The organism is Rhodococcus sp. NBC_00297, from assembly GCF_036173065.1.
Taxonomy (GTDB): Bacteria; Actinomycetota; Actinomycetes; order Mycobacteriales; family Mycobacteriaceae; genus Rhodococcoides.
In genome coordinates, this window is the sequence record NZ_CP108041.1 from 3,954,275 (window position 1) to 3,974,314 (window position 20,040).

Sequence of the window (20,040 nt, forward strand, 5' to 3'; positions counted from 1 at the left end):
TTACAGTCGGGCTCGTGGTCACCGGCAACGCATCCGAGATTCTGTCCTCACTCACCGACTGGCCGGTCCCGGCGGTGTCGGCCGCGGTGATCACCGACGGTCCCGACGTGGCCGCGCGGCACGGTGATCGGGACCGCGTGCAGGAACTGGCCTCGGTCACCAAGCTCCTCGTCGCCTACGCGGCGCTCGTCGCGGTGGAGGAGGGAGCCGTCGAGCTCGACGAGGCGGCGGGACCCGAAGGATCCACCGTCCGACACCTTCTCGCCCACACCTCGGGAGTCGCGTTCGACGACCGACGGCCCACCACGGCGCCGGGGACGAAACGCATCTACTCGAGCGCCGGCTTCGAGATCCTGGCGGAGCACGTGACCGAGCGTTCCGGCATCGAGTTCGAGGAGTACCTGTCCGCCGCCGTGCTCGAACCGTTGGGTATGACCTCGACCGAGCTGCACGGGTCGGCCGGCCACGGAGCCCGCTCCAATCTCTGCGACATGGAGGCGTTCGCGGCAGAACTGCTCGCACCGACGCTCGTCTCCCGCCAGACCGTCGACGAGGCGACGAGCGTGCAGTTCGAGGGACTCGGAGGCATCCTCCCCGGGTACGGGTCGCAGCGACCCAACGACTGGGGTCTGGGCTTCGAGCTCCGTGACCACAAGTCGCCGCACTGGACGGGGGAGACGAACTCGGCGCGCACGTTCGGGCACTTCGGGCAGTCGGGAACGTTCCTCTGGGTGGACCCCGAAGCCCGCGTCTCGTGCGTCGTGCTCGCCGACCGCGCCTTCGGGGACTGGGCCAAGCCGTTGTGGACCGCGTTGGGTGACACGGTGCTCGCGGGCGTGTGACCCGCCGCGACACGCCGCCGGAACCCACCCGACACACCGAACGACTGGTGTAACAGGGGTAACTCGAGGCACACTGGTAGAAGCCGTACATCAGCAGACGCGTCAGGCCGTTGGGGAAGACGTCCCTCGTCGAAGCTGGAGGCAACGGTGAACGCACTGAACCAATTCGCGGACTCGACCACGGGTGTCGTCTACATTCACTCGTCGCCGGCCGCGCTGTGCCCGCATGTCGAATGGGCGCTGTCCGATGCGCTCGACTGCCGAGCAAATCTCAAGTGGACCGCGCAGCCCGCATTCGACGGTCAACTGCGGGCCACCACCAACTGGACCGGCCCCGTGGGCACCGGCGCCCGGTTGGCCAGCGTGCTGCGCTCATGGCAGATGCTGCGTTTCGAGGTCACCGAGGACCCCAGTGAGGGTGTCGACGGTGAACGCTTCGCGCACGTGCCCGGCCTCGGCCTGTGGCACGGCGCCACCAGTGCCAACGGCGACGTCATGGTGGGCGAGCAGCGACTGCGGTCGATCCTGGAACAGGGCCGCGGCGACGTGTACGCACAGTTGGATCACGTTCTCGGTACCGCCTGGGACGCGGAGCTCGAACAGTTCCGTCTCGGTGGAGTCGGTGGAGAGGTCACCTGGCTCGCGAGTTAGTGGGCCTCCGGCCCCCGTGAGCCTTTTGCGCATCCAGGGATGCGCAAAAGGCTCACGGGGCGACGCCACTCAGAGCGGGATGTTCTTGTGGCGACCACGGCGCGCCGGGGCGTCCGCCAGCGCGCGGGTGAGAGTGCTGCGGGTGGCGGCCGGATCGATGATCGCGTCCACGACGCCGATGCCCACGGCCCGCTCGACACCACCGGCGATGGCCTCGTGCTCGGCCGTCAGACGGTCGTGCAGCGCCTCGCGCTCGTGATCGGGCGCCGCTGCCAGTGCCTTCTTGTGCAGGATGCCCACGGCCGCCTTGGCGCCCATGACCGCGACCTCGGACTCCGGCCAGGCGTAGACGGCCGTTGCTCCGAGAGCCCGTGAGTTCATCGCGATGTATGCGCCGCCGTAGATCTTGCGGGTCACCAGTGTCACGCGGGGCACGGTGGCCTCCGCAAACGCGTGCAGCAGTTTGGCGCCGCGGCGGACCACGCCCTCCCACTCCATGCTGACGCCCGGGAGGTATCCCGGGACGTCCACGACGACGACGAGCGGTATGCCGAAGGCATCGCACAGGCGGACGAAGCGGGCGGCCTTCTCGGCGGACTCGGAGTTGAGGCACCCACCGAGGCGGATCGGGTTGTTGGCGATGACACCGACCGAGCGACCGCCGAGGCGGCCGAGCCCGGTGACGATGCTGCGCGCCCAACCACCCTGGAACTCCTCGAAGGACGACTCGCCCTCGACGTTGTCGAGCAGCTCGTTGATGACCGGGTGCACGTCGTACGCGCGGCGGTTCGACGCGGGCAGGAGTGCCTTGAGATCGGTGTCGCCGTGCTGGGCGGCGGCCAGGTCGAACTCGCCCTGCTCACTGAACATCGACACGAGCCGACGTCCCCGTGCGAGGGCGTCGAGTTCGTCGTCGGCGACGATGTGGCAGACACCGGACTTGCGGAAGTGGGTGTCGGGCCCACCGAGCGAGGCCATGTCGACCTGCTCGCCGGTGACGCTGCGCACCACGTCGGGACCGGTCACGAAGACCCGGCCCTCGGGGGCCATGATCACGACGTCGGTGAGCGCGGGGCCGTACGCGGCGCCGCCGGCGGCGAATCCGAGCACGACCGAGATCTGCGGAACGGTGCCCGACGCACGCACCATGGCCTCGAAGACCAGCCCGACGGCGTGCAGAGCCTCGACGCCCTCGGCGAGACGGGCCCCACCGGAGTGCCAGATGCCGACGATGGGCGCTCCGGAGTCCAGGGCCTCGTCGATGGCGGAGACGATGTGCTTGCAGCCGTCGACTCCCATGGCGCCGCCCATGACGGTGGCGTCGGAGCAGTAGGCGATGGTGCGGACTCCGTCGATCTCACCCGAGGCGGCCAGCACACCGGACTTGTCACGGTCGTGCAGCGGGGTGGTCGTACCGGAGTCGAAGAGCTTCTCGAGACGAGCGAGGGGGTCGCGCGGGTCACGCGACGAGGAGTGGCGGGTGTGCGGAGCGAGGACGGTCATCGTGTTCTCCCCTTCATACTGCCGCTCCCGGCAGGGGAGTGGTGGTGCGGGCGAAGATCCGGCGACCGCGGTCGCCGGACCTCCGCCCTCGTGCGCGTACGACTGTCACGCCGTGACGGCTGCGGAGCCGTCAGTGGCGTCCGAAGGCGAGCGCAACATTGTGCCCACCGAATCCGAACGAGTTGTTCAGTGCGTATTCGATCTCGCCGCGACGGGCCTCGCCCGACACGACGTCGAGGTCGATCTCCGGATCCTGGTTGTCCAGGTTCAGCGTGGGCGGAACGATCCCGTCCCGGATGCTGAGCACTGTCAGGATCGACTCCAGGGCGCCGACAGCGCCGATGGAGTGCCCGAGGGCCGACTTCGGTGCGTACACCGATGCGTGGTTGCCCACCGCAGCGTTGATCGCGGTGGCCTCGGCCGTGTCCCCGATGGGAGTGGCCGTGGCGTGGGCGTTGACGTGCGAGATGTCCTGCGCCGTCAGTCCCGCCGTCTCGATGGCCCGGCGCATCGCACGCGCCGCACCGGTTCCGGCCGGATCGGGAGCCACCAGGTGGTACCCGTCCGAGGTGATGCCGGCGCCGAGAAGGCGAGCATGGATCGTCGCGCCGCGAGCCTTGGCGTGCTCCTCGCTCTCGATCACCATGAGCGCACCGGACTCGCCGAAGACGAAGCCGTCACGATCCTTGTCGAACGGCCGCGAGGCCGCCTGCGGATCGTCGTTACGTGTGCTCATGGCACGCATCATCGAGAAGGCCGCGATCGGTACCGCGTCGATGTGTCCCTCGACCCCACCCGTGACCATGATGTCCGCGTCGCCCATGACGATCATCCGCCATGCGTGAGCGATCGCTTCCGATCCCGACGAGCATGCCGACACCGGTGTGATGACACCGGCGCGTGCACCCAGGTCGAGCCCCACGACAGCCGACGGTCCGTTCGGCATGATCATCTGCACGGCGAGCGGGGACACCTTGCGGTACCCGCCCTCGCGCATCTTCTTGTCGGCGTCGAGCAGTGCGTCTCCGCCGCCCAGGCCGGTGCCGATAGAGACGCCGAACCGCTCCGAGTCGACCTCGGGGCTGCCGGCGTTCTTCCACACCTCCTTGCCCAGGACGTATGCCATCTGCTCGACGTAGCTCATGCGTCGTTGCTCGACGCGAGAGAGAAGAGTCGATGGATTGACGGCCAGATGGCCGCCGATGCGAACCGGAAGGTCGAACTCGGTGACGAAATCGTCCTCGAGCACGTCGATGCCGCTCTCCCCGTTCAGCAGTCCCTTCCACGTCGCGTCGACGTCACCGGCGATGGAGGTGGTCACCGCCAGGCTGGTCACGACGACGTTGCGGAAGCCCCCGTTGGCTGTGCTGGGCGTGGTCACGGTCGTGCTCACTCGCCTGCGGAGTCGCTCTGGTTGTCGAGCTTCGCCTTGATGGCCTCGGCGGCCTCGGGGTTCTCGGCTTCGAGCTTCTGGATGTAGTTCACGGCGTCGCCGACGGTGCGGAGGCTGGCGAGATCCTCGTCGGGGATCTTGACGCCGTACTTGTCCTCGGTCTGCACTGCGATCTCGACCATGGAGAGGGAGTCGATGTCCAGGTCGTCGACGAACGACTTCTCGACGGTCACCTCGGACGGCTCGATGCCGGTGACCTCTTCGATGATCTCGGCGAGTCCGGCGATGAGTTCTTCCTGCGTGGCCACGGAGTGGCTCCCTTCGTGTAAGGAACTGTGCACGCGGCGCGACTGTGCGCCGGTGCGGATGCTGTCTCGACGAACGCTCGTTCTCGAGTCGGGCCGGCTACGTACCGGCCCCGCTCACCTCACGACGTGCGGTGAGCGATGCGCATCCCCGGCCCGGTCCGTGACGGACCGGCGGGGTTGCGCGCAGTAACCTAACCGACCGATACCGGGGCGGTGAGGCCGGAGACGTCCTCCGGAGTCTTGAGGGCGACCGTCGGGGTGCCGCGCATCTCGCGCTTGGCGATCCCGACGAGGGTGCCGGCCGGCGGGAGCTCGACGATCGAGGCGACCTCGGCCGCGCGCAGCGTCGCGGTGCACAGATCCCACCGGACGGGCCGGGTGACCTGGCCGGCGAGCTTGGCCAGTGCGTCCGCGCCGGAGGTGACCTCGCGGCCGTCGAGGTTGGAGAGCAGGCGACGCGTCGGATCGGACGGCGTGATGGAGGCAGCTGCGGCGACCACGGCGTCCTGCGCGGGTGCCATGAAGCGCGTGTGGAACGCGCCGGCGACGGGCAGCGGGCGAATGCGTGCCTTCTCGGGCGGGTTCGCGGCGAGCTCGGCGAGGTCGGTGAGGAGACCGGCAGCCACGATCTGGCCGGCGGCGTTCCGGTTGGCGGCCTCGAGGCCGAGCTCGGTCAGACGCTCGAGGACCGCGTCCTCGTCGCCACCGAGCACGGCGGACATGCCGGTCGGAGCCAGTGCGCAGGCCTTGGCCATCTCGGCGCCGCGGATCGCGGCGAGAGCGACGGCGTCGTCGGCGGAGATGACGCCCGCGACGGCGGCTGCGGCGAGTTCACCGACGGAGTGGCCGGCGACGACCATGTTCTCCGGCAGTCCGTGCGTGCGCTCGATCTCCTCGAAGGCGAGGAGCGCAGCGGCCACGACGAGCGGCTGGGTCACGGCGGTGTCGGTGATCTCCTCCGCCGTGGCGGTGGTTCCGAGCCGCGTCAGGTCGAGGCCCGACGCCTGCGACCAGAGGGCGAGACGATCCGCGGCCCCGGGGAGTCCGAGCCACGGCACGAGCATGCCGGGTGTCTGAGAGCCCTGTCCGGGCGAAAGCACTGCAATCACGGAACTAAGAAAACACTGTGAAGGCCGTTTCAGGAGATGTTCTACGCGATGAACCTTGTCGGTCGTATTTGTCAGAACCCTACAAACGCCCTGCAGGATGGGTCGCATCGTTCCTGGCGCAAGATCCGTTACTGTATGAGATTCCCAAATGTTCCGGCTGTGACTGTTGTTATCGGTGATGGGCTTTCGTTATGGGATTGCGACAGGCGACCCACTGTTGCCGCGATTCTCAGGACGTACGCATCACGGGCATTGGTGGGATCCCGACCAGTCACCTCCGCGATTCGCTTGAGCCGATATCGCACAGTATTTGGATGAACAAACAGTGACCTGGCACACGTCTCGACCGCTCCGCCGCAATCGAGATACGCATCGAGCGTGTCCGAGAGTGCCGATCCGGCAGCCTGGAGCGGCTGGACGATGAGCTCGTTGAGCGACGTGACCGCCGCCTGATCGCCCAGCAACGCTCGTTCCGGCAGTAGTTCACCCGCGTGCACCGGCCGCGGTGCTCCCCGCCATCCGACCACCGCCTGCATCCCCGCGAACGCCTCCACGGCACTCGAGTGCGCGGCGCCGAGGGTGCGGGTCGTCGGGCCGATGACCACCGGGGTGTCGGAGAAGTTGCGCATGAGGTCGTCGAGGAAGGCGGCACTGGTCGGGTCGCCGGAGAGATGACCGGAGACCACCATGACCAGACGCGTGCCCTGCACGACGGCGAGCGCGGCGCGATGGTGGCGCTGCGCCACCGTGTGCACGGTCCCGACGACGGAGACGCCCTGATCCGGTGGAGGCGATCCGACGAGCACGGTGGCCGGCGCGGTCGCGTCCCAGTTGAGGGTCGCGGCACGCGAGAGCATGTCCGAGCCGGTGTCGCCGCGGACGACGGCGTCCACCACGAGGGCCTCGAGCCGGGTGTCCCACGCGCCACGCGACTCGGCCGCGCTCGCGTACACCGACGCGGCGGCGAATCCGAGCTCGCGCCCGTAGCGCAGCACTGCTTCCGTGAGCGCGACGAGTTGCTGATCGTTGCGCGCCAGGGCCGGGAGCCACTGCTCGAAGAACTCCATGGCGACCCGCACCATGTCGACGGTCTGCCGCAGAGTCAGGCGCCGCGCCAGATCCTGCGGGATGACCTGGAACGCGTCGAGGCTGAAGCGGATGTCGCTGTCGGGGTTCTGCAACCACTCGAGGAAGTTGACGACGGCCGTCTGCACGAGCATCTGCACACTCGCGCGCTGCGACGCATCGAGGTCGCTCACGAACGGCAGCTGATCCTGCATCTGGGTCAGCGCCTCGGTGGAGAGCCTGCTGGAGAACTGCTTCACCCGTCGCAGCAGTGCATCGGGAAGCGGGACTCGTTGTTGTCTCGCGCGGATCGCGCCACCGGGTCGGTGGGCCTCCGCAGCGGCGCGGCGGAGCTCGCGGCGTTCCCGGACACGCTCCGATTCCCCCTCCGGCGAACCGTCGGGGGAATCGGGAGCGATGTCGGCCATGGCCACGAACTTACGCGGCGTGCCTGGTGCAACTGTCAGGCGACGCCCGGATCGGCCGTGGAGATCGGAGCGGCCAGGACGTCGTCGATCTGGTAGCGCTCGGCTGCCTCGACGGCCTTGTCCTTGTCCACCTCACCCGAGCGGGCGAGCGCGGACAGCACGGCGACGACGATCGACTCCGCGTCGACGTTGAAGTGCCGCCGTGCCGCGGTGCGGGTGTCGGAGAAGCCGAACCCGTCGGTGCCCAGCGTCGTGTAATGGCCGGGAACCCACTGACGGATCTGATCCGGGACAGCACGCATCCAGTCCGACGCGGCGACGAAGGGTCCCTCCGCCTCCTGCAGCTTGCTGGTGACGTACGGGACGCGCGGCTCGTCGCCGGGGTTGCGCAGGGCCTCGGTCTCGGCGTCGACACCGTCGCGGCGGAGTTCGCCCCAGCTGGTCACCGACCAGACGTCCGCGGACACGCCGTAGTCCTCGGCGAGGAGTTCCTGCGCACGCAGCCCGGACGGCATGCCCACACCGGAGACCAGGATCTGCGCCTTCGGGCCGTCGGCCTTGCCCTTCTGGAACAGGTAGATGCCCTTCAGCAGACCCTCGACGTCGAGATTCGCCGGCTCCGCCGGCTGGCGGTACGGCTCGTTGTACAGAGTGATGTAGTAGAAGATGTTCTCTCCACCGAATCCCTCCACACCCTCGGTGCCGCCGTACATCCGGCGCAGACCGTCCTTGATGATGTGCGCGATCTCGAACGAGAACGCCGGGTCGTACGCGACGGCCGCCGGGTTGGTCGCCGCGAGCAACAGCGAGTGTCCGTCGGCGTGCTGCAGGCCCTCACCGGTGAGGGTGGTGCGGCCGGCGGTGGCGCCGAGCACGAAGCCGCGGGCCATCTGGTCGGCAGCGGCCCAGAGGCCGTCGCCGGTCCGCTGGAAACCGAACATCGAGTAGAAGATGTACAGCGGGATCATCGGTTCGCCGTGAGTGGCGTACGACGTCCCGACGGCCGTGAAGGACGACGTCGAGCCGGCCTCGTTGATGCCCTCGTGCAGGATCTGGCCGGTGACGTTCTCCTTGTAGGCGAGCATCAGTTCCGAGTCGACCGAGGTGTAGAGCTGGCCGTTGCGGTTGTAGATCTTGAGCGACGGGAACCACGAGTCCATACCGAAGGTGCGGGCCTCGTCGGGGATGATCGGCACGACGCGATGGCCGATCTCCTTGTCGCGAAGAAGTTCCTTCATGACGCGGACGAGCGCCATGGTCGTCGCGACCTCCTGCTTGCCGGAGCCCTTCATGATCGACTTGTAGGTCGAGTCGGGCGGCATGGGCAGCGGCTTCGCCGACGTGCGACGCTCCGGGACGTATCCGCCCAGGGCCTTGCGGCGATCGAGCATGTACTGGATCTCGGGGGAGTCCTCGCCCGGGTGGTAGTAGGGGGGCAGGTACGGATCCTTCTCGAGCTCCTCGTCGGAGATCGGGATGTGCTGGATGTCGCGGAACGCCTTCAGGTCGTCGAGCGTCAGCTTCTTCATCTGGTGGGTCGCGTTGCGGCCCTCGAAGTGCTTGCCCAGCGTGTAGCCCTTGATGGTGTGCGCCAGGATCACCGTCGGCTGGCCCTTGTGCTCCATCGCGGCGGCGTACGCGGCGTGGACCTTGCGGTAGTCGTGGCCACCGCGCTTGAGATTCCAGATCTCGGCGTCGCTCAGATCCTTGACCAGTTCCTTGGTCCGCGGATCGCGCCCGAAGAAGTTGTCGCGGACGTAACTGCCGTCGTTGGCCTTGTACGTCTGGAAGTCGCCGTCGGGCGTGGTGTTCATCAGGTTCACCAGGGCGCCGTCGCGGTCCTTGTGCAGGAGCGTGTCCCACTCGCGGCCCCACACGACCTTGATGACGTTCCAGCCGGCGCCACGGAAGAACGACTCCAGTTCCTGGATGATCTTGCCGTTGCCGCGCACCGGGCCGTCGAGGCGCTGCAGGTTGCAGTTGACGACGAAGGTCAGGTTGTCCAGACCCTCGGTGGCGGCCACGTGAGCGAGGCCTCGCGACTCCGGCTCGTCCATCTCGCCGTCGCCGAGGAACGCCCACACGTGCTGATCGGTGGTGTCCTTGATGCCGCGGTCGGCGAGGTAGTGGTTGAAGCGCGCCTGGTAGATGGCGTTCATCGGGCCGAGGCCCATCGACACCGTCGGGAACTCCCAGAAGTCCTGCATGAGACGCGGGTGCGGGTACGACGGCAGGCCGCCGCCCTGATCCGCGTGGCTGTACTCCTGGCGGAAGCCGTCCATGCGCTCGGCCGGAATGCGACCCTCGAGGAACGCGCGGGCATAGATGCCGGGGGAGGCGTGGCCCTGGATGAAGATGTGGTCACCGCCGCCCGGGTGGTCCTTGCCGCGGAAGAAGTGGTTGAAGCCCACCTCGTACAGAGCAGCGGACGAGGCGTACGTGGAGATGTGTCCACCGACGCCGACGCCGGGGCGCTGCGCGCGGTGCACCATGATGGCGGCGTTCCAGCGGATCCAGGCGCGGTAGCGGCGTTCCATGGACTCGTCGCCGGGGAACCACGGCTCGTTCTCGGTGGGGATGGTGTTGACGTAGTCGGTCGACGTCAGCGCGGGAATGGACACACGCTTCTCGCCGGCACGCTCGAGCATGCGCAGCATCAGGTAGCGGGCGCGCTGCGGCCCGGAGCGCTCGAGGAGCTGGTCGAAGGATTCCATCCACTCGTCGGTCTCGTCACTGTCGATGTCCGGAAGGTACGACGCCACCCCCTCTCGGATGACGCGAACACGGCCGTCCGTGCTCGCCTTCCTGGCGACAGCGCCCATCGCGGCGTCTGCCGCGTCGGTGCGCTCTTCCTTCGTCGATTCCGACAACGTGTGTTCTCCTCGATGTGGCGGGAGCATGGTGTGCTCCCGGTCCAGTGCGAGCCGGTCTGTGACGCCGGCCCGCTGTGCAGCTTCACGGTGATCTGGGTCAATCTCGGGTGATCGAGGTCAATCCTGCCCCATCGGACCCCGCTTGGTGCAGGTGGTTCCCGATTGGGTAAGCGTGAAATCAATGCAACGGAAAAACGCGCAGATCGCCGCGTCGGCTTGCGCCGGGGCGCCCGACCCTGTTCGCTTTGACTACTGCACACTTTGCTGTATCGCCCGATCGGTCTCGATCGGGTTCACGACTCGAAGGAGGACACGACCGTGGTCGCCGCGGCGGACGCCCAGAACTATGCCCAGAAGCTCGGAGTCACCCGCGACATGGTCGTGCAAGAGTTGGGTTGGGACGAGGACACCGACGACGACTTGCGGGCCGACGTCGAGGAGATGATCGGCGGCGAGACCGTCGACGAGGATTCCGACGAGGTGGTCGACGTCGTGCTGCTGTGGTGGCGCGACGGGGACGGAGACCTGGTCGACGCCCTCATGGACGCCATCACCCCCCTCTCCGACGACGGTTTCGTGTGGGTCCTCACTCCCAAGACAGGCCAGTCCGGCCATGTCGAGCCCAGCGAGATCGCCGAGTCCGCACCCACCGCGGGCCTCACCCAGACCTCCACCACGAACCTCGGTGCGTGGATCGGCAGTCGGCTGGTGCAGCCCAAGGCTCAGCCCACGAAGCGCTGATGACGCTCGAGGTGGGAGTCGAGGCTCCCGACTTCACATTGAAGGACCAGAACAACCAGCCCGTCACGCTGTCGGACTATCGCGGCACCAAGAACGTGCTGCTGATCTTCTTCCCGCTTGCGTTCACCGGCACGTGCCAGGGTGAACTCTGCCGGGTGCGCGACGAGCTGCCGAAGTTCGAGAACGACGACACCGCGGTGCTCGCCGTCTCGGTCGGTCCGCCTCCCACGCACAAGATCTGGTCCGCCGAGCAGGGATACACGTTCCCGCTCCTGTCGGACTTCTGGCCGCACGGCGCCGTGGCGCAGCAGTACGGCGTGTTCAACGAGGACCTAGGGTTCGCCAACCGCGGAACCTTCCTCATCGACACGTCCGGAGTGGTGCGGTTCGCCGAGATGATGGGTCCGGGCGAGGCCCGTGACCAGGGGGCTTGGGAGAAGGCCCTCGCCACGCTAGATTCTTGAGCGCGTTCCCCGGCTCGGTCGGGGAACGACGGGGCGTATAGCTCAGCGGTAGAGCTCTGGTTTTACACACCAGCGGTCGGGGGTTCGAACCCCTCTGCGCCCACATCATGGACATGCGGCCCAACTGCGAACGGTGCGACGTGGATCTGCCCCCGTCGTCCGTCGACGCCCATGTCTGCACCTACGAGTGCACCTTCTGCACCGCCTGCGTCACGCGCCTGTCGAATGTGTGCCCCAACTGCGGTGGCGGCTTCGCCCCGCGTCCGGTTCGACCGGCTCGCGAATGGCGGCCGGGGTTGTCGGTGGCGCTGCGACCCGGATCGACCGTGCGAGTGCACACGCCGTACACCGAAGCGGAGCTCGACGAGTTCGTGGACCGGGTGAAGGGTGTGCCGCCGGCTGAGCGGTGAACGGGGCTGACCGCCGGGCGCAGCGCGCGGCGGACTAAGCAAGCGCGGCGCAGCGACCCGGGCAGCGTCAGAACACCTGCCGGTACAACTCCTCGATCTGCTGCGCGGTGGGGACGACCGGGTTGTTGTTCGGCGAGCCCGAGGCAAGTGCCTGCTCCGCCATCAACGGGACGAGCTTCTCCCACTTGTCCGCATCGAGACCGTGCGCGCTCGGGGATGGCACTTCGACCGTCGCGCAGAGGTTCTCGATGTAGGTGACCAGTGCTGCCGAGGCCACGTCGTCGCCGTCACCCTCATGTGCGGCGCCGAGTTGCCGCGCGCACTCCGCGTACCGCTCCGGGGCGCCGGGGATGGAGAACGCGGTGACGGCGGGCAGCAGCATCGCGTTCGACAAGCCGTGTGCGACATGGAAGTGGCCACCGATGGGTCGGCTCATGCCGTGCACCAGACACACGCTGGCGTTGGAGAACGCCATCCCGGCCTGGGTGGACGCGGCCATCATCGCGGCGCGCGCCTCGGCGTCGTCCCCGTCGGTGTACGCGCGTACGAGGAACCGTCCGATGGTGCGCATGGCGTTGAGGGCCAACGCATCGGAGATCGGGTTCGCCTTCTTGCTGACGTACGCCTCGATGGCGTGGGTCAACGCGTCGACACCGGTGTCCGCGGTGAGGCGTGGCGGCATGGACATCGTGAGTTCGGGGTCGACGACGGAGGCGATGGGGAGGAAGGACAGGCCGGGGCACAGCATCTTCTCGTCCGACTCGCTGTCGGTGATGACGGTGAACTGCGTTGCTTCCGAACCGCTTCCGGCCGTGGTCGGGATGGCGATGATGGGCAGCGCCGGTCCGGTGTACGGGCCGGGTGCCTTGTAGTCGCGCATGACGCCGCCGCCCTTGCTCAGCACCGACAGTGCCTTCGCGGTGTCCATGGGGCTCCCGCCGCCGAAGCCGATGACGGCGTCCGCGTCGTGCGCTGCGACGGCGGCGACCCCGGCGGTGAGGGAGTCGGTGGTGGGGTCGGGAACCGTCTCGGCGAACAGCGCGCCGGTCTTGCCGGCGGCCGCGATGATGCCCATGACGCGGTCCGCTGCACCCGTGCTGACCATGAACTTGTCGGTCACGAGGAGGGGGCGCTCGACTCCGAGGTCGTCGAGTACCTGGCCGAGGTCCTCGACGGCGCCGGGTCCCATACGCAGGAAGCGGGGAAAGGAAATGGATGTCGACATCGTCGTCGTGCTCCTTCTCGTGATCGGGCGTGCGTGATGCGGAAATGCCGATGCCGCACCGCCTCCCGAACTGCGGAGAGACGATGCGGCGCGGCGTGGACCTGACTAGTCGTTCTCGGGGAATCCGAGGTTGATGCCGCCGTGGCTGGGGTCGAGCCAGCGGGAGGTGACGGCCTTGGCGCGGGTGAAGAAGTGCACGCCCTCGGTGCCGTGGGCGTGGGTGTCGCCGAAGAGGCTGTTCTTCCAGCCACCGAAGCTGTAGTAGGCCATGGGAACCGGGATCGGCACGTTGATGCCGATCATGCCGACCTCGACCTCGTTCTGGAAGCGTCGAGCGGCGCCACCGTCGTTGGTGAAGATGGCGGTGCCGTTGCCGTAGGGGTTGTCGTTGATCAGCTGCAGCGCCTCGTCGTACGTGTCGACGCGGACGACGGAGAGGACGGGTCCGAAGATCTCGTCGGTGTAGATGCTCATCTCGGGGGTGACGTGGTCGATGAGGGTGGGTCCGAGCCAGAAGCCCTCGTCTCCGCCGTCGGCCTTGACGGTGCGGCCGTCGACGACGATGGTGGCGCCGGACTCCTCGCCCGCGTCGACGTAGGAGGCGACCTTGTCGCGGTGTGCCTTGGTCACCAGTGGGCCCATGTCGGCGCCGCGGGTGCCGTCGCCGGTCTTGAGCGGGGTGGTGCGCTCGGCGATCTTGGCGACCAGTTCGTCGGCGATGTCGCCGACCGCGACGAGGGCGGAGATGGCCATGCAGCGCTCACCGGCGGAGCCGAAGCCGGCGTTGACCATGGCGTCGGCGGCGAGGTCGAGATCGGCGTCGGGGAGCACGATGGCGTGGTTCTTGGCGCCGCCGAGGGCCTGGACGCGCTTGCCGTGCGAGGTGCCGGTCGCGTAGACGTACTGCGCGATGGGGGTGGAGCCGACGAAGCTGATGGACTTGATGTTGCGGTTCTCGAGCAGCTCGTCGACGGCGGTCTTGTCACCCTGGAGGACGTTGAAGACGCCGTCGGGCAGGCCCGCTTCCTTCCACAGCTCGGCGATCCAGATGCTCGCCGTCGGGTCCTTCTCGGACGGCTTGAGCACGACGGTGTTGCCGGCGGCGATGGCGATGGGGAAGAACCACATCGGCACCATGGCCGGGAAGTTGAAGGGGCTGATGATGCCGACGGGTCCGAGCGGCTGACGCAGGGAGAAGACGTCGACTCCGGTGGAGGCGTTCTCGGTGAAGCCGCCCTTGAGCAGATGCGGGATGCCGCAGGCGAATTCGACGACTTCCTGGCCGCGGCTGATCTCGCCGAGGGCGTCGGAGAGGACCTTGCCGTGCTCGGCGGTGATGATCTCGGCGAGTTCGCCCTTCTTCGCGTTGAGCAGTTCGCGGAAGTTGAAGAGGATCGCGGTGCGCTTGGACAGCGAGGTGTCGCGCCAGGCGGGGAAGGCGGCGGTGGCCGAGTCGATGACGACGCGGGCATCCTCGACGGTGGCGAGGGCGAGCTCGCCGGTGACCTGACCGGTGGCCGGGTTGGTGACGGGGGAGGTCTTGTCGGAGGTGCCGGCGAACGGCTTGCCGTCCACCCAGTGCGTGATCGTGTTCACGGAGATTCCTTCGGTCGAGTGCTGGCCTGTGACCTGAGTCTCCCTAGCAGAATTGCGTCTGTCAAAGGCCAAAGGCGCACTCTCGCGTGCAGATCTGCACGTGGTGGGTACGCTCACGGCATGTTCTCCGCCGATCACCTCCGCTTCTTCCTGGAGGTCTCGCGCCACGGGCGCCTCAACGACGCCTCGCGAGTGCTGGGTGTCGACCACACGACGGTGGGCCGCCGCATCACCAGTCTGGAGAAGGCGGCGGGCCATCGACTCTTCGATCGCACGCCGTCGGGCTGGCGGCTGACGGAGGCGGGGCGGCGCCTCGTGGGCTACGCGGAGACGGTGGAGTCGACGCTGATCGCGGCGTTCGAGGACCAGACGACGTCCGTGGGATCGCTGACCGGCTCCGTGCGGATCGCCGCCCCGGACGGTTTCGGTGCCTTCGTGCTCACGCCGCAGCTGACGCGGCTGCGCCGGGACCACCCCCGACTCGACGTCGAGCTGGTCACCGCCACGGAGCACGACGCGCTGAGCACCCGCGGCTTCGACGTCGCCGTGAGCCTGGAGCGGCCGTCACCGCGATTCATGTCATCGCGGAAGCTGGCGTCGTACGAGCTCAAGCTGTACGCGTCACCGTCCTACCTCCGCGCCGCGCCCGCACTGGAGAGCCTCGACGACCTGCGTCGGCACGTCCTCATCTGGTACGTCGACGCGCTGTTGGACGTGGTGCCGCTGCGCATCCTCGACGCCATGCACCTCGACGGTCGACCGCAGTTCCAGACCAACAACATCACCGGGCACTGGCTCGCGGCCCGCCACGGGCTCGGGATCGCACCGTTGCCCAACTACATCGGCGAGCCGGACGACCAGCTGGTCTGTGTGTTGCCCGACGAGTTCGCCGTGCGCCGCGACTACTGGACCGCGATGCCTCGCGACCTCACGCGGCTGGCGCGGGTGAAGGCCGTCGACGAACTACTGCGATCGATCGTCGCCGACGACGTGCACCTGCTGGCACCGGATGCGGACGATCAGTGAGCCCGTCGCGGTAGTGCGAAGACCAGGACGAACGCGAGCACGGCGAATCCGGCGCTGACTCCCATGGCGTGCGCCGCGCTGTCGGTGAACGCCGTCGCGACGGCGTCCTCACCGGGGCCCATGACGTTCAGCGAGCCGAAGAGGACGCTGCCGATGATGGCGATGCCGATCGCGCTGCCGACCCGCTGCATCGTCGAGATGACACCGCTGGCGGCGCCCGCGTCGGGCCGATCTACCGTCGCGACGATGAACTGCGCATTGGGAGCGATGAAGGCGCCGTTGCCCAGGCCTGCGATGAACAGGGGCAGCAGCAGCTTCCAGTTGGTCAGGGCCGACGCATCGGTGAACAGCAGGACCAACCAGGCCCACACGAGTCCCAGGGTGACGAGGGCCGTGCCGAGCACCAGGACGTTACGGCCGAGACGTTCGGCCAGCCTGTTGGACTGCGACGACGAGATGATGCTGCCGATCGCGAACGGGATCGACACCACGCCCGAGGCGAGCGCCGAGTTGCCGAGACCGGTCTGCCACAGGATCGAGATGGTGAAGAAGATCGACGTGAAGGCAGCGAAGTAGACGAGGGCGAGAATGACCCCGCCGGTGAACGCGGGCCGGGTGAACAGTCGCGGCGGGACAAGAGGGGTGCGGCCGGCACGCGAGTAGCGCACCTCCCACGCGCCGAACAGCCCGATGAGCACGATGCCGGCGCCGAGTGTCACATACGTCCAGGTCGGCCATCCGGTGTCCTGGCCCTCGATGAGGGGGACCAGGATCGCGACGAGACCTGCCGTGACGAGTGCGAGACCCACCCAGTCGATACCGCGCGCGGGGGCGTCGGGGGAGTCGATCTCGGAGCGGGTCGGCAAGATCTTCGCGGCCAGGATCAAGCCGATGAGTCCGAACGGTAGGTTGACCCAGAAGACCAACCGCCACCCGCTCTCGCTGCCGGCGGCCTCGATGATCAGACCGCCGATGATGGGGCCCAGTGCGGACGAGACGCCGATGACGGCGCCCATGATGGCGAAGGCCTTGCCCCGCATCTGCGGCGGGAACAGCAACTGGATGTAGGCGGTGACGGCGGGGACGAAGATGCCGCCCGCGAGTCCCTGCACGATGCGCGCCGCGACGAGCTGCAGATCGTTCTGCGCGAGTCCACACGCGAGGCTGGCCACCGTGAAGAGGGCGAGTCCGGTGAAGAACACCCACTTGTGGCCGATGCGGTCGCCCACCCGACCCGCCGGGATCAGTGCCAGGCCGAACGCGAGCGCGTATCCGGAGATGATCCAGGACAGGGTGGCCTCGGACGCGTCGAGGCTCGTGCGGATGGTGGGGAGCGCGACGTTGACGATGGTCGTGTCGAGCAGGGCGATGAACATGCCCATGAGCAGGACGATCAACGACTGCCAGGCGCGTCGGGAGACCGCGGGGGCCGCGTTGTCGGCCGAGGTGGAAGTGGTGGACACCCGAGAAACCTTTCGCACAGGACAGTAACTGACGACCGTATTCGGTGAAGACGTGAGTCTCGGACCGGTCGTGGCCGCATTCTCTAGAGTTGCGTGCACCACGGAGCGCGGCGCACGGGGTGCAGCGTTCCCCGCGGGACGCGCACGCAATCACCGCTTCGCCGGTGACGGAAGCGAGGGGGATCTTCGATGACACATGCGTTCACGGACGATGCGTTGGGGCGCGACGACGCGGTGGGGCTCGCGCTGCGAGTGCGCAGGCGCGAGGTCACCGCCGCGGAACTGGCGTCGGCGGCACTGTCGCGCATCGAGAAGATGGCCGAGTTGGACGCGCTGGTGGGGCCACCACTGACGACTCCCGTCGTCGGCGACCAGGCGGGGCCGTTCGCGGGTGTGCCGACGCTGATCAAGGACAACAGCGACGTCCGAGGGCTGCCGACGGGCCAGGGCTCCGAGATCATCCGTGCTCGTCCCGCGGACCGGCACGGTCCCGTGGCCCGCGAGATGCTCTCGATGGGGTTCGGTGTCATGGCCAAGACGACGCTGCCGGAGTTCGGACTCAGCGCGTCGACCGAGTTCCCGACCCGGCCGCCCACCCGGAACCCCTGGAACACCGAGTACTCGACGGGCGCGTCCTCGGGCGGATCCGCGGCGCTGGTGGCGGCGGGGGCGGTTCCCCTCGCACACGGCAACGACGGCGGCGGCTCGATCCGGATCCCAGCGGCCTGCACGGGGCTCGTGGGCCTCAAGCCGTCGCGCGGCAGGTTCGTGCTGCCGGCGCTGGAGAAGCTTCTGCCTGTCGCGATCGTCTCCGAGGGCGTGCTGACGCGCAGTGTCCGTGACACCGCCGCGTTCTGGGCCGCGGCCGATCACGCGAGTGCACGACGCCTGCGACCGATCGGCACCGTGACGGGCCCGTCGGCGCGGCGACTGCGGGTCGGTGTGATCCGGCAGTCGCCCGCGGGCGGCCCCACCGACGTCGAGACGCTCGCCGCGCTGGACGACGCCGCCGCGCTCCTCGAGCGCCTCGGTCACACGGTGGACGAGATGACCACCGTGCCGATCGACCCACGCTTTCCCGAGGACTTCGTCGAGTACTGGTCGTTCCTCGCCTACGTTCTGCAGAAGACGACGCCGCGTCTCGAGGGCCGCACGGAACGCGACTTCGACACGCTCACCGTGGGACTCGCGGACCGCTTCCGTCGTACGCGGTACCGATTGCCGTCGGTGGTGCGTCGACTGCGCAGGGCCGGTGCCGACTACGCCTCGATGTTCGCGAGCGTCGACCTGGTGCTGTCCCCGGTGCTCGGGCACACCACGCCGCGGCTGGGGCATCTGTCGCCGCACGTGCCGTTCGACGAGTACCTCGAGAGGCTCACGTCCTACGCCGCGTTCACTCCGCTGCACAACGTGGCGGGCGCGCCGGCGATGTCGCTGCCGCTGGGGCGCTCGAGCGCCGGACTGCCGGTGGGGGTCATGTTCTCCGGTGTGCAGGGCGACGAGCGAACGCTGCTCGAGGTGGCCTTCGAGATCGAAGGCGCGGCACCGTGGCGTTCCCTCGCCGACTGACACGAGAACGTCGCCCGTTCTCCGTGTTGCGACCCCCGACGGGCCGGCGGGTGCCTAGTGTTCTGGGACAGGGGGCGACCCGAGCCCGCTGACAGGCACGAACGTCGGAGGAACACATGTCCGCAGGGCTCGTCGACATCCTGATCCGCATCAGCTACCTGTTCCGCGGCTGGAGCTTCTAGTCAGGCGTTCGGGTTCGCCACGTTCTGCAGTCGCACCTGACCGCGGGCGATCTCCTTACCTGAGTCGGCGCTGGTGATGATCACCTGCCAGAGCTGCTGTACCCGACCCTGTTGCAGCGGGGTGGCGACCACGTCGACCCGCCCCTCGGTCATCGACCGGAGGAAGTCCGTTCCGTTGTGGACGCCGACCGCGAACTGTCCGCGGTCCGAGACCGCCACGCTCGCACCGATACTCGCGGCCGATTCGACGGCCGAGGCGTAGACGCCGCCGTGCACGACGCCCCACGGGGTGTGATGATCGCTCGTCAGATCGATGTGTCCGCGTACCTCGGTGCCGGTGGCCGTGGTGACCTGCAGCCCGGCTGCGGCGGTGAAGACGGTGTCGGCGAAGTTCTGTAGGTCGGTCATGGGGTCTCCTGTGTAGGCGGACCCACAGTCAACCCCAACGAGCTCAGCGTCGGTCGACGTGTCCACCGAACACGATGGAGGCGTCGGCGAGTGCCACGCTCACGGTCGGCGTGCGTCCGTGCAGGTGACCCAGCGGACCGTCCGATGCGAACGTCCACGTCGTCGACAGCGCGCGGGTGGTCGCGTAGATCGTGTTGCGGGACACGACGGTGCGACCGCCGAGGTGCTGTGCGGTGGTGAGCGGAATGCGCGGCGTGCCCGGTGTGAGTCGGCGCCCGACCCGCGCGTCGAGCGCCGCGACGGAGGCACCGTCGAACGTCATCGACGCGGTGACACGCGGCCCGCTCGTCTCGCGGCGGAATTCGCCCAGATGCTTCGGTATGGACCACAGTTCGCGCCCACCGGTGCGGGACTGCGGACTGTCGACCCAGATGTGCGGGATGGTGGCCATGACGGTGACGCCGCGCCGGACGAGTACCGAGCCGATCAACTCGTCGTAGGACAGGACGCCGCCCGAGGTGTAGCGCACGAAGGCCGCGGAGACGACAGCGTGCCCGCCGACCGTCACCAGCCGGGCATCGGCGTCGGACACGGCGGACACCACGTCCTGCGGGAGCTCGTGGACGGGAACGCGGTAGACCGACACCAGCAGGGTGCCGCCGAGGTACCAGGGCTCCGGCGGATACAGCTCGCCGTCCGCGCCGGTGTGCCAGTCCTGCGTCCGCGCCGACTCCGTCATGCGCACAGGGTATCCGAATACGTGGACGTCCGACTATCTGACCGT

18 protein-coding genes and 1 tRNA gene are annotated in these 20,040 nt (G+C 68.2%); 8 read left to right on the forward strand and 11 right to left on the reverse strand.

Annotated features, from left to right (window positions below):
* Positions 1-14 precede the first annotated feature (14 nt).
* Together OG947_RS18690 and OG947_RS18695 are read left to right on the forward strand one after the other, a co-directional pair.
* A complete protein-coding gene (locus OG947_RS18690; RefSeq protein ID WP_328812609.1) occupies positions 15-842 on the forward strand; it encodes a serine hydrolase domain-containing protein in 828 nt (275 codons plus the stop codon).
* Positions 843-989: 147 nt separating this feature from the next.
* Positions 990-1,493 carry a DUF3145 domain-containing protein gene (locus tag OG947_RS18695; RefSeq protein WP_027505753.1) on the forward strand — a complete coding sequence of 168 codons (504 nt, stop codon included), beginning with the start codon at positions 990-992 and terminating at the stop codon, positions 1,491-1,493.
* Positions 1,494-1,562: 69 nt separating this feature from the next.
* Here OG947_RS18695 and OG947_RS18700 read toward each other — a convergent pair whose 3' ends face one another.
* The 6 genes from OG947_RS18700 to aceE all read right to left on the reverse strand — a co-directional run bounded on the left by OG947_RS18700 (position 1,563) and on the right by aceE (position 10,121).
* Positions 1,563-2,996, reverse strand: a complete 1,434-nt coding sequence (locus OG947_RS18700) for an acyl-CoA carboxylase subunit beta (protein ID WP_056445733.1) — start codon at positions 2,994-2,996, stop codon at positions 1,563-1,565.
* A gap of 130 nt (positions 2,997-3,126) precedes the next feature.
* The gene (locus OG947_RS18705; protein WP_027505755.1) at positions 3,127-4,377 is read right to left on the reverse strand and encodes a KasA/KasB family beta-ketoacyl-ACP synthase; all 1,251 of its coding nucleotides are present in this window, start codon (positions 4,375-4,377) and stop codon (positions 3,127-3,129) included.
* Positions 4,378-4,385: 8 nt separating this feature from the next.
* On the reverse strand, positions 4,386-4,697 hold the full coding sequence (gene acpM, locus OG947_RS18710; RefSeq protein WP_027505756.1) for a meromycolate extension acyl carrier protein AcpM: 312 nt from the start codon (positions 4,695-4,697) through the stop codon (positions 4,386-4,388).
* 191 nt (positions 4,698-4,888) lie between these two features.
* Positions 4,889-5,806 (reverse strand): ACP S-malonyltransferase, encoded by a 918-nt coding sequence (locus OG947_RS18715; RefSeq protein WP_027505757.1) that lies wholly within the window; start codon positions 5,804-5,806, stop codon positions 4,889-4,891.
* Between the two features lie 128 nt (positions 5,807-5,934).
* Complete coding sequence (locus tag OG947_RS18720; RefSeq protein WP_081821256.1) at positions 5,935-7,299, reverse strand: PucR family transcriptional regulator; 1,365 nt, start codon at positions 7,297-7,299, stop codon at positions 5,935-5,937.
* 35 nt (positions 7,300-7,334) lie between these two features.
* The gene (gene aceE, locus OG947_RS18725; protein ID WP_328814065.1) at positions 7,335-10,121 is read right to left on the reverse strand and encodes a pyruvate dehydrogenase (acetyl-transferring), homodimeric type; all 2,787 of its coding nucleotides are present in this window, start codon (positions 10,119-10,121) and stop codon (positions 7,335-7,337) included.
* 369 nt (positions 10,122-10,490) lie between these two features.
* Here aceE and OG947_RS18730 point away from each other — a divergent pair, with 369 nt between their 5' ends.
* The 4 genes from OG947_RS18730 to OG947_RS18745 all read left to right on the forward strand — a co-directional run bounded on the left by OG947_RS18730 (position 10,491) and on the right by OG947_RS18745 (position 11,787).
* On the forward strand, positions 10,491-10,913 hold the full coding sequence (locus tag OG947_RS18730) for a DUF3052 domain-containing protein (RefSeq protein ID WP_027505760.1): 423 nt from the start codon (positions 10,491-10,493) through the stop codon (positions 10,911-10,913).
* Complete coding sequence (locus tag OG947_RS18735; protein WP_204868236.1) at positions 10,913-11,377, forward strand: peroxiredoxin; 465 nt, start codon at positions 10,913-10,915, stop codon at positions 11,375-11,377. Before OG947_RS18730 ends, OG947_RS18735 begins: the two co-directional genes overlap by 1 nt.
* Positions 11,378-11,408: 31 nt before the next feature.
* A tRNA-Val gene (locus tag OG947_RS18740) sits at positions 11,409-11,480 on the forward strand.
* A 10-nt stretch (positions 11,481-11,490) separates the two neighbouring features.
* Entirely contained in the window at positions 11,491-11,787 is a 297-nt protein-coding gene (locus OG947_RS18745; RefSeq protein ID WP_261769464.1) for a DUF1272 domain-containing protein, read from the forward strand.
* A 67-nt stretch (positions 11,788-11,854) separates the two neighbouring features.
* Here OG947_RS18745 and OG947_RS18750 read toward each other — a convergent pair whose 3' ends face one another.
* Positions 11,855-13,012, reverse strand: a complete 1,158-nt coding sequence (locus OG947_RS18750; RefSeq protein ID WP_222630469.1) for an iron-containing alcohol dehydrogenase — start codon at positions 13,010-13,012, stop codon at positions 11,855-11,857.
* A gap of 105 nt (positions 13,013-13,117) precedes the next feature.
* Entirely contained in the window at positions 13,118-14,608 is a 1,491-nt protein-coding gene (locus tag OG947_RS18755; protein WP_042575241.1) for a CoA-acylating methylmalonate-semialdehyde dehydrogenase, read from the reverse strand.
* Between the two features lie 120 nt (positions 14,609-14,728).
* On the opposite strand from OG947_RS18755, the gene OG947_RS18760 reads away from it, so the two are divergent.
* Positions 14,729-15,634, forward strand: a complete 906-nt coding sequence (locus tag OG947_RS18760) for a LysR family transcriptional regulator (RefSeq protein WP_328812610.1) — start codon at positions 14,729-14,731, stop codon at positions 15,632-15,634.
* Here OG947_RS18760 and OG947_RS18765 read toward each other — a convergent pair.
* Positions 15,628-17,097 carry an MFS transporter gene (locus OG947_RS18765; protein WP_027505769.1) on the reverse strand — a complete coding sequence of 490 codons (1,470 nt, stop codon included), beginning with the start codon at positions 17,095-17,097 and terminating at the stop codon, positions 15,628-15,630. The genes OG947_RS18760 and OG947_RS18765 overlap by 7 nt on opposite strands.
* A 189-nt stretch (positions 17,098-17,286) precedes the next feature.
* Here OG947_RS18765 and OG947_RS18770 point away from each other — a divergent pair, with 189 nt between their 5' ends.
* Positions 17,287-18,666 carry an amidase gene (locus tag OG947_RS18770; protein ID WP_328812611.1) on the forward strand — a complete coding sequence of 460 codons (1,380 nt, stop codon included), beginning with the start codon at positions 17,287-17,289 and terminating at the stop codon, positions 18,664-18,666.
* Positions 18,667-18,848: 182 nt separating this feature from the next.
* On the opposite strand, the gene OG947_RS18775 is transcribed toward OG947_RS18770, so the two are convergent.
* On the reverse strand, positions 18,849-19,256 hold the full coding sequence (locus OG947_RS18775; protein ID WP_056445720.1) for a PaaI family thioesterase: 408 nt from the start codon (positions 19,254-19,256) through the stop codon (positions 18,849-18,851).
* Between the two features lie 43 nt (positions 19,257-19,299).
* Positions 19,300-19,995 carry an acetoacetate decarboxylase family protein gene (locus OG947_RS18780; RefSeq protein ID WP_328812612.1) on the reverse strand — a complete coding sequence of 232 codons (696 nt, stop codon included), beginning with the start codon at positions 19,993-19,995 and terminating at the stop codon, positions 19,300-19,302.
* Positions 19,996-20,040 lie beyond the last annotated feature (45 nt).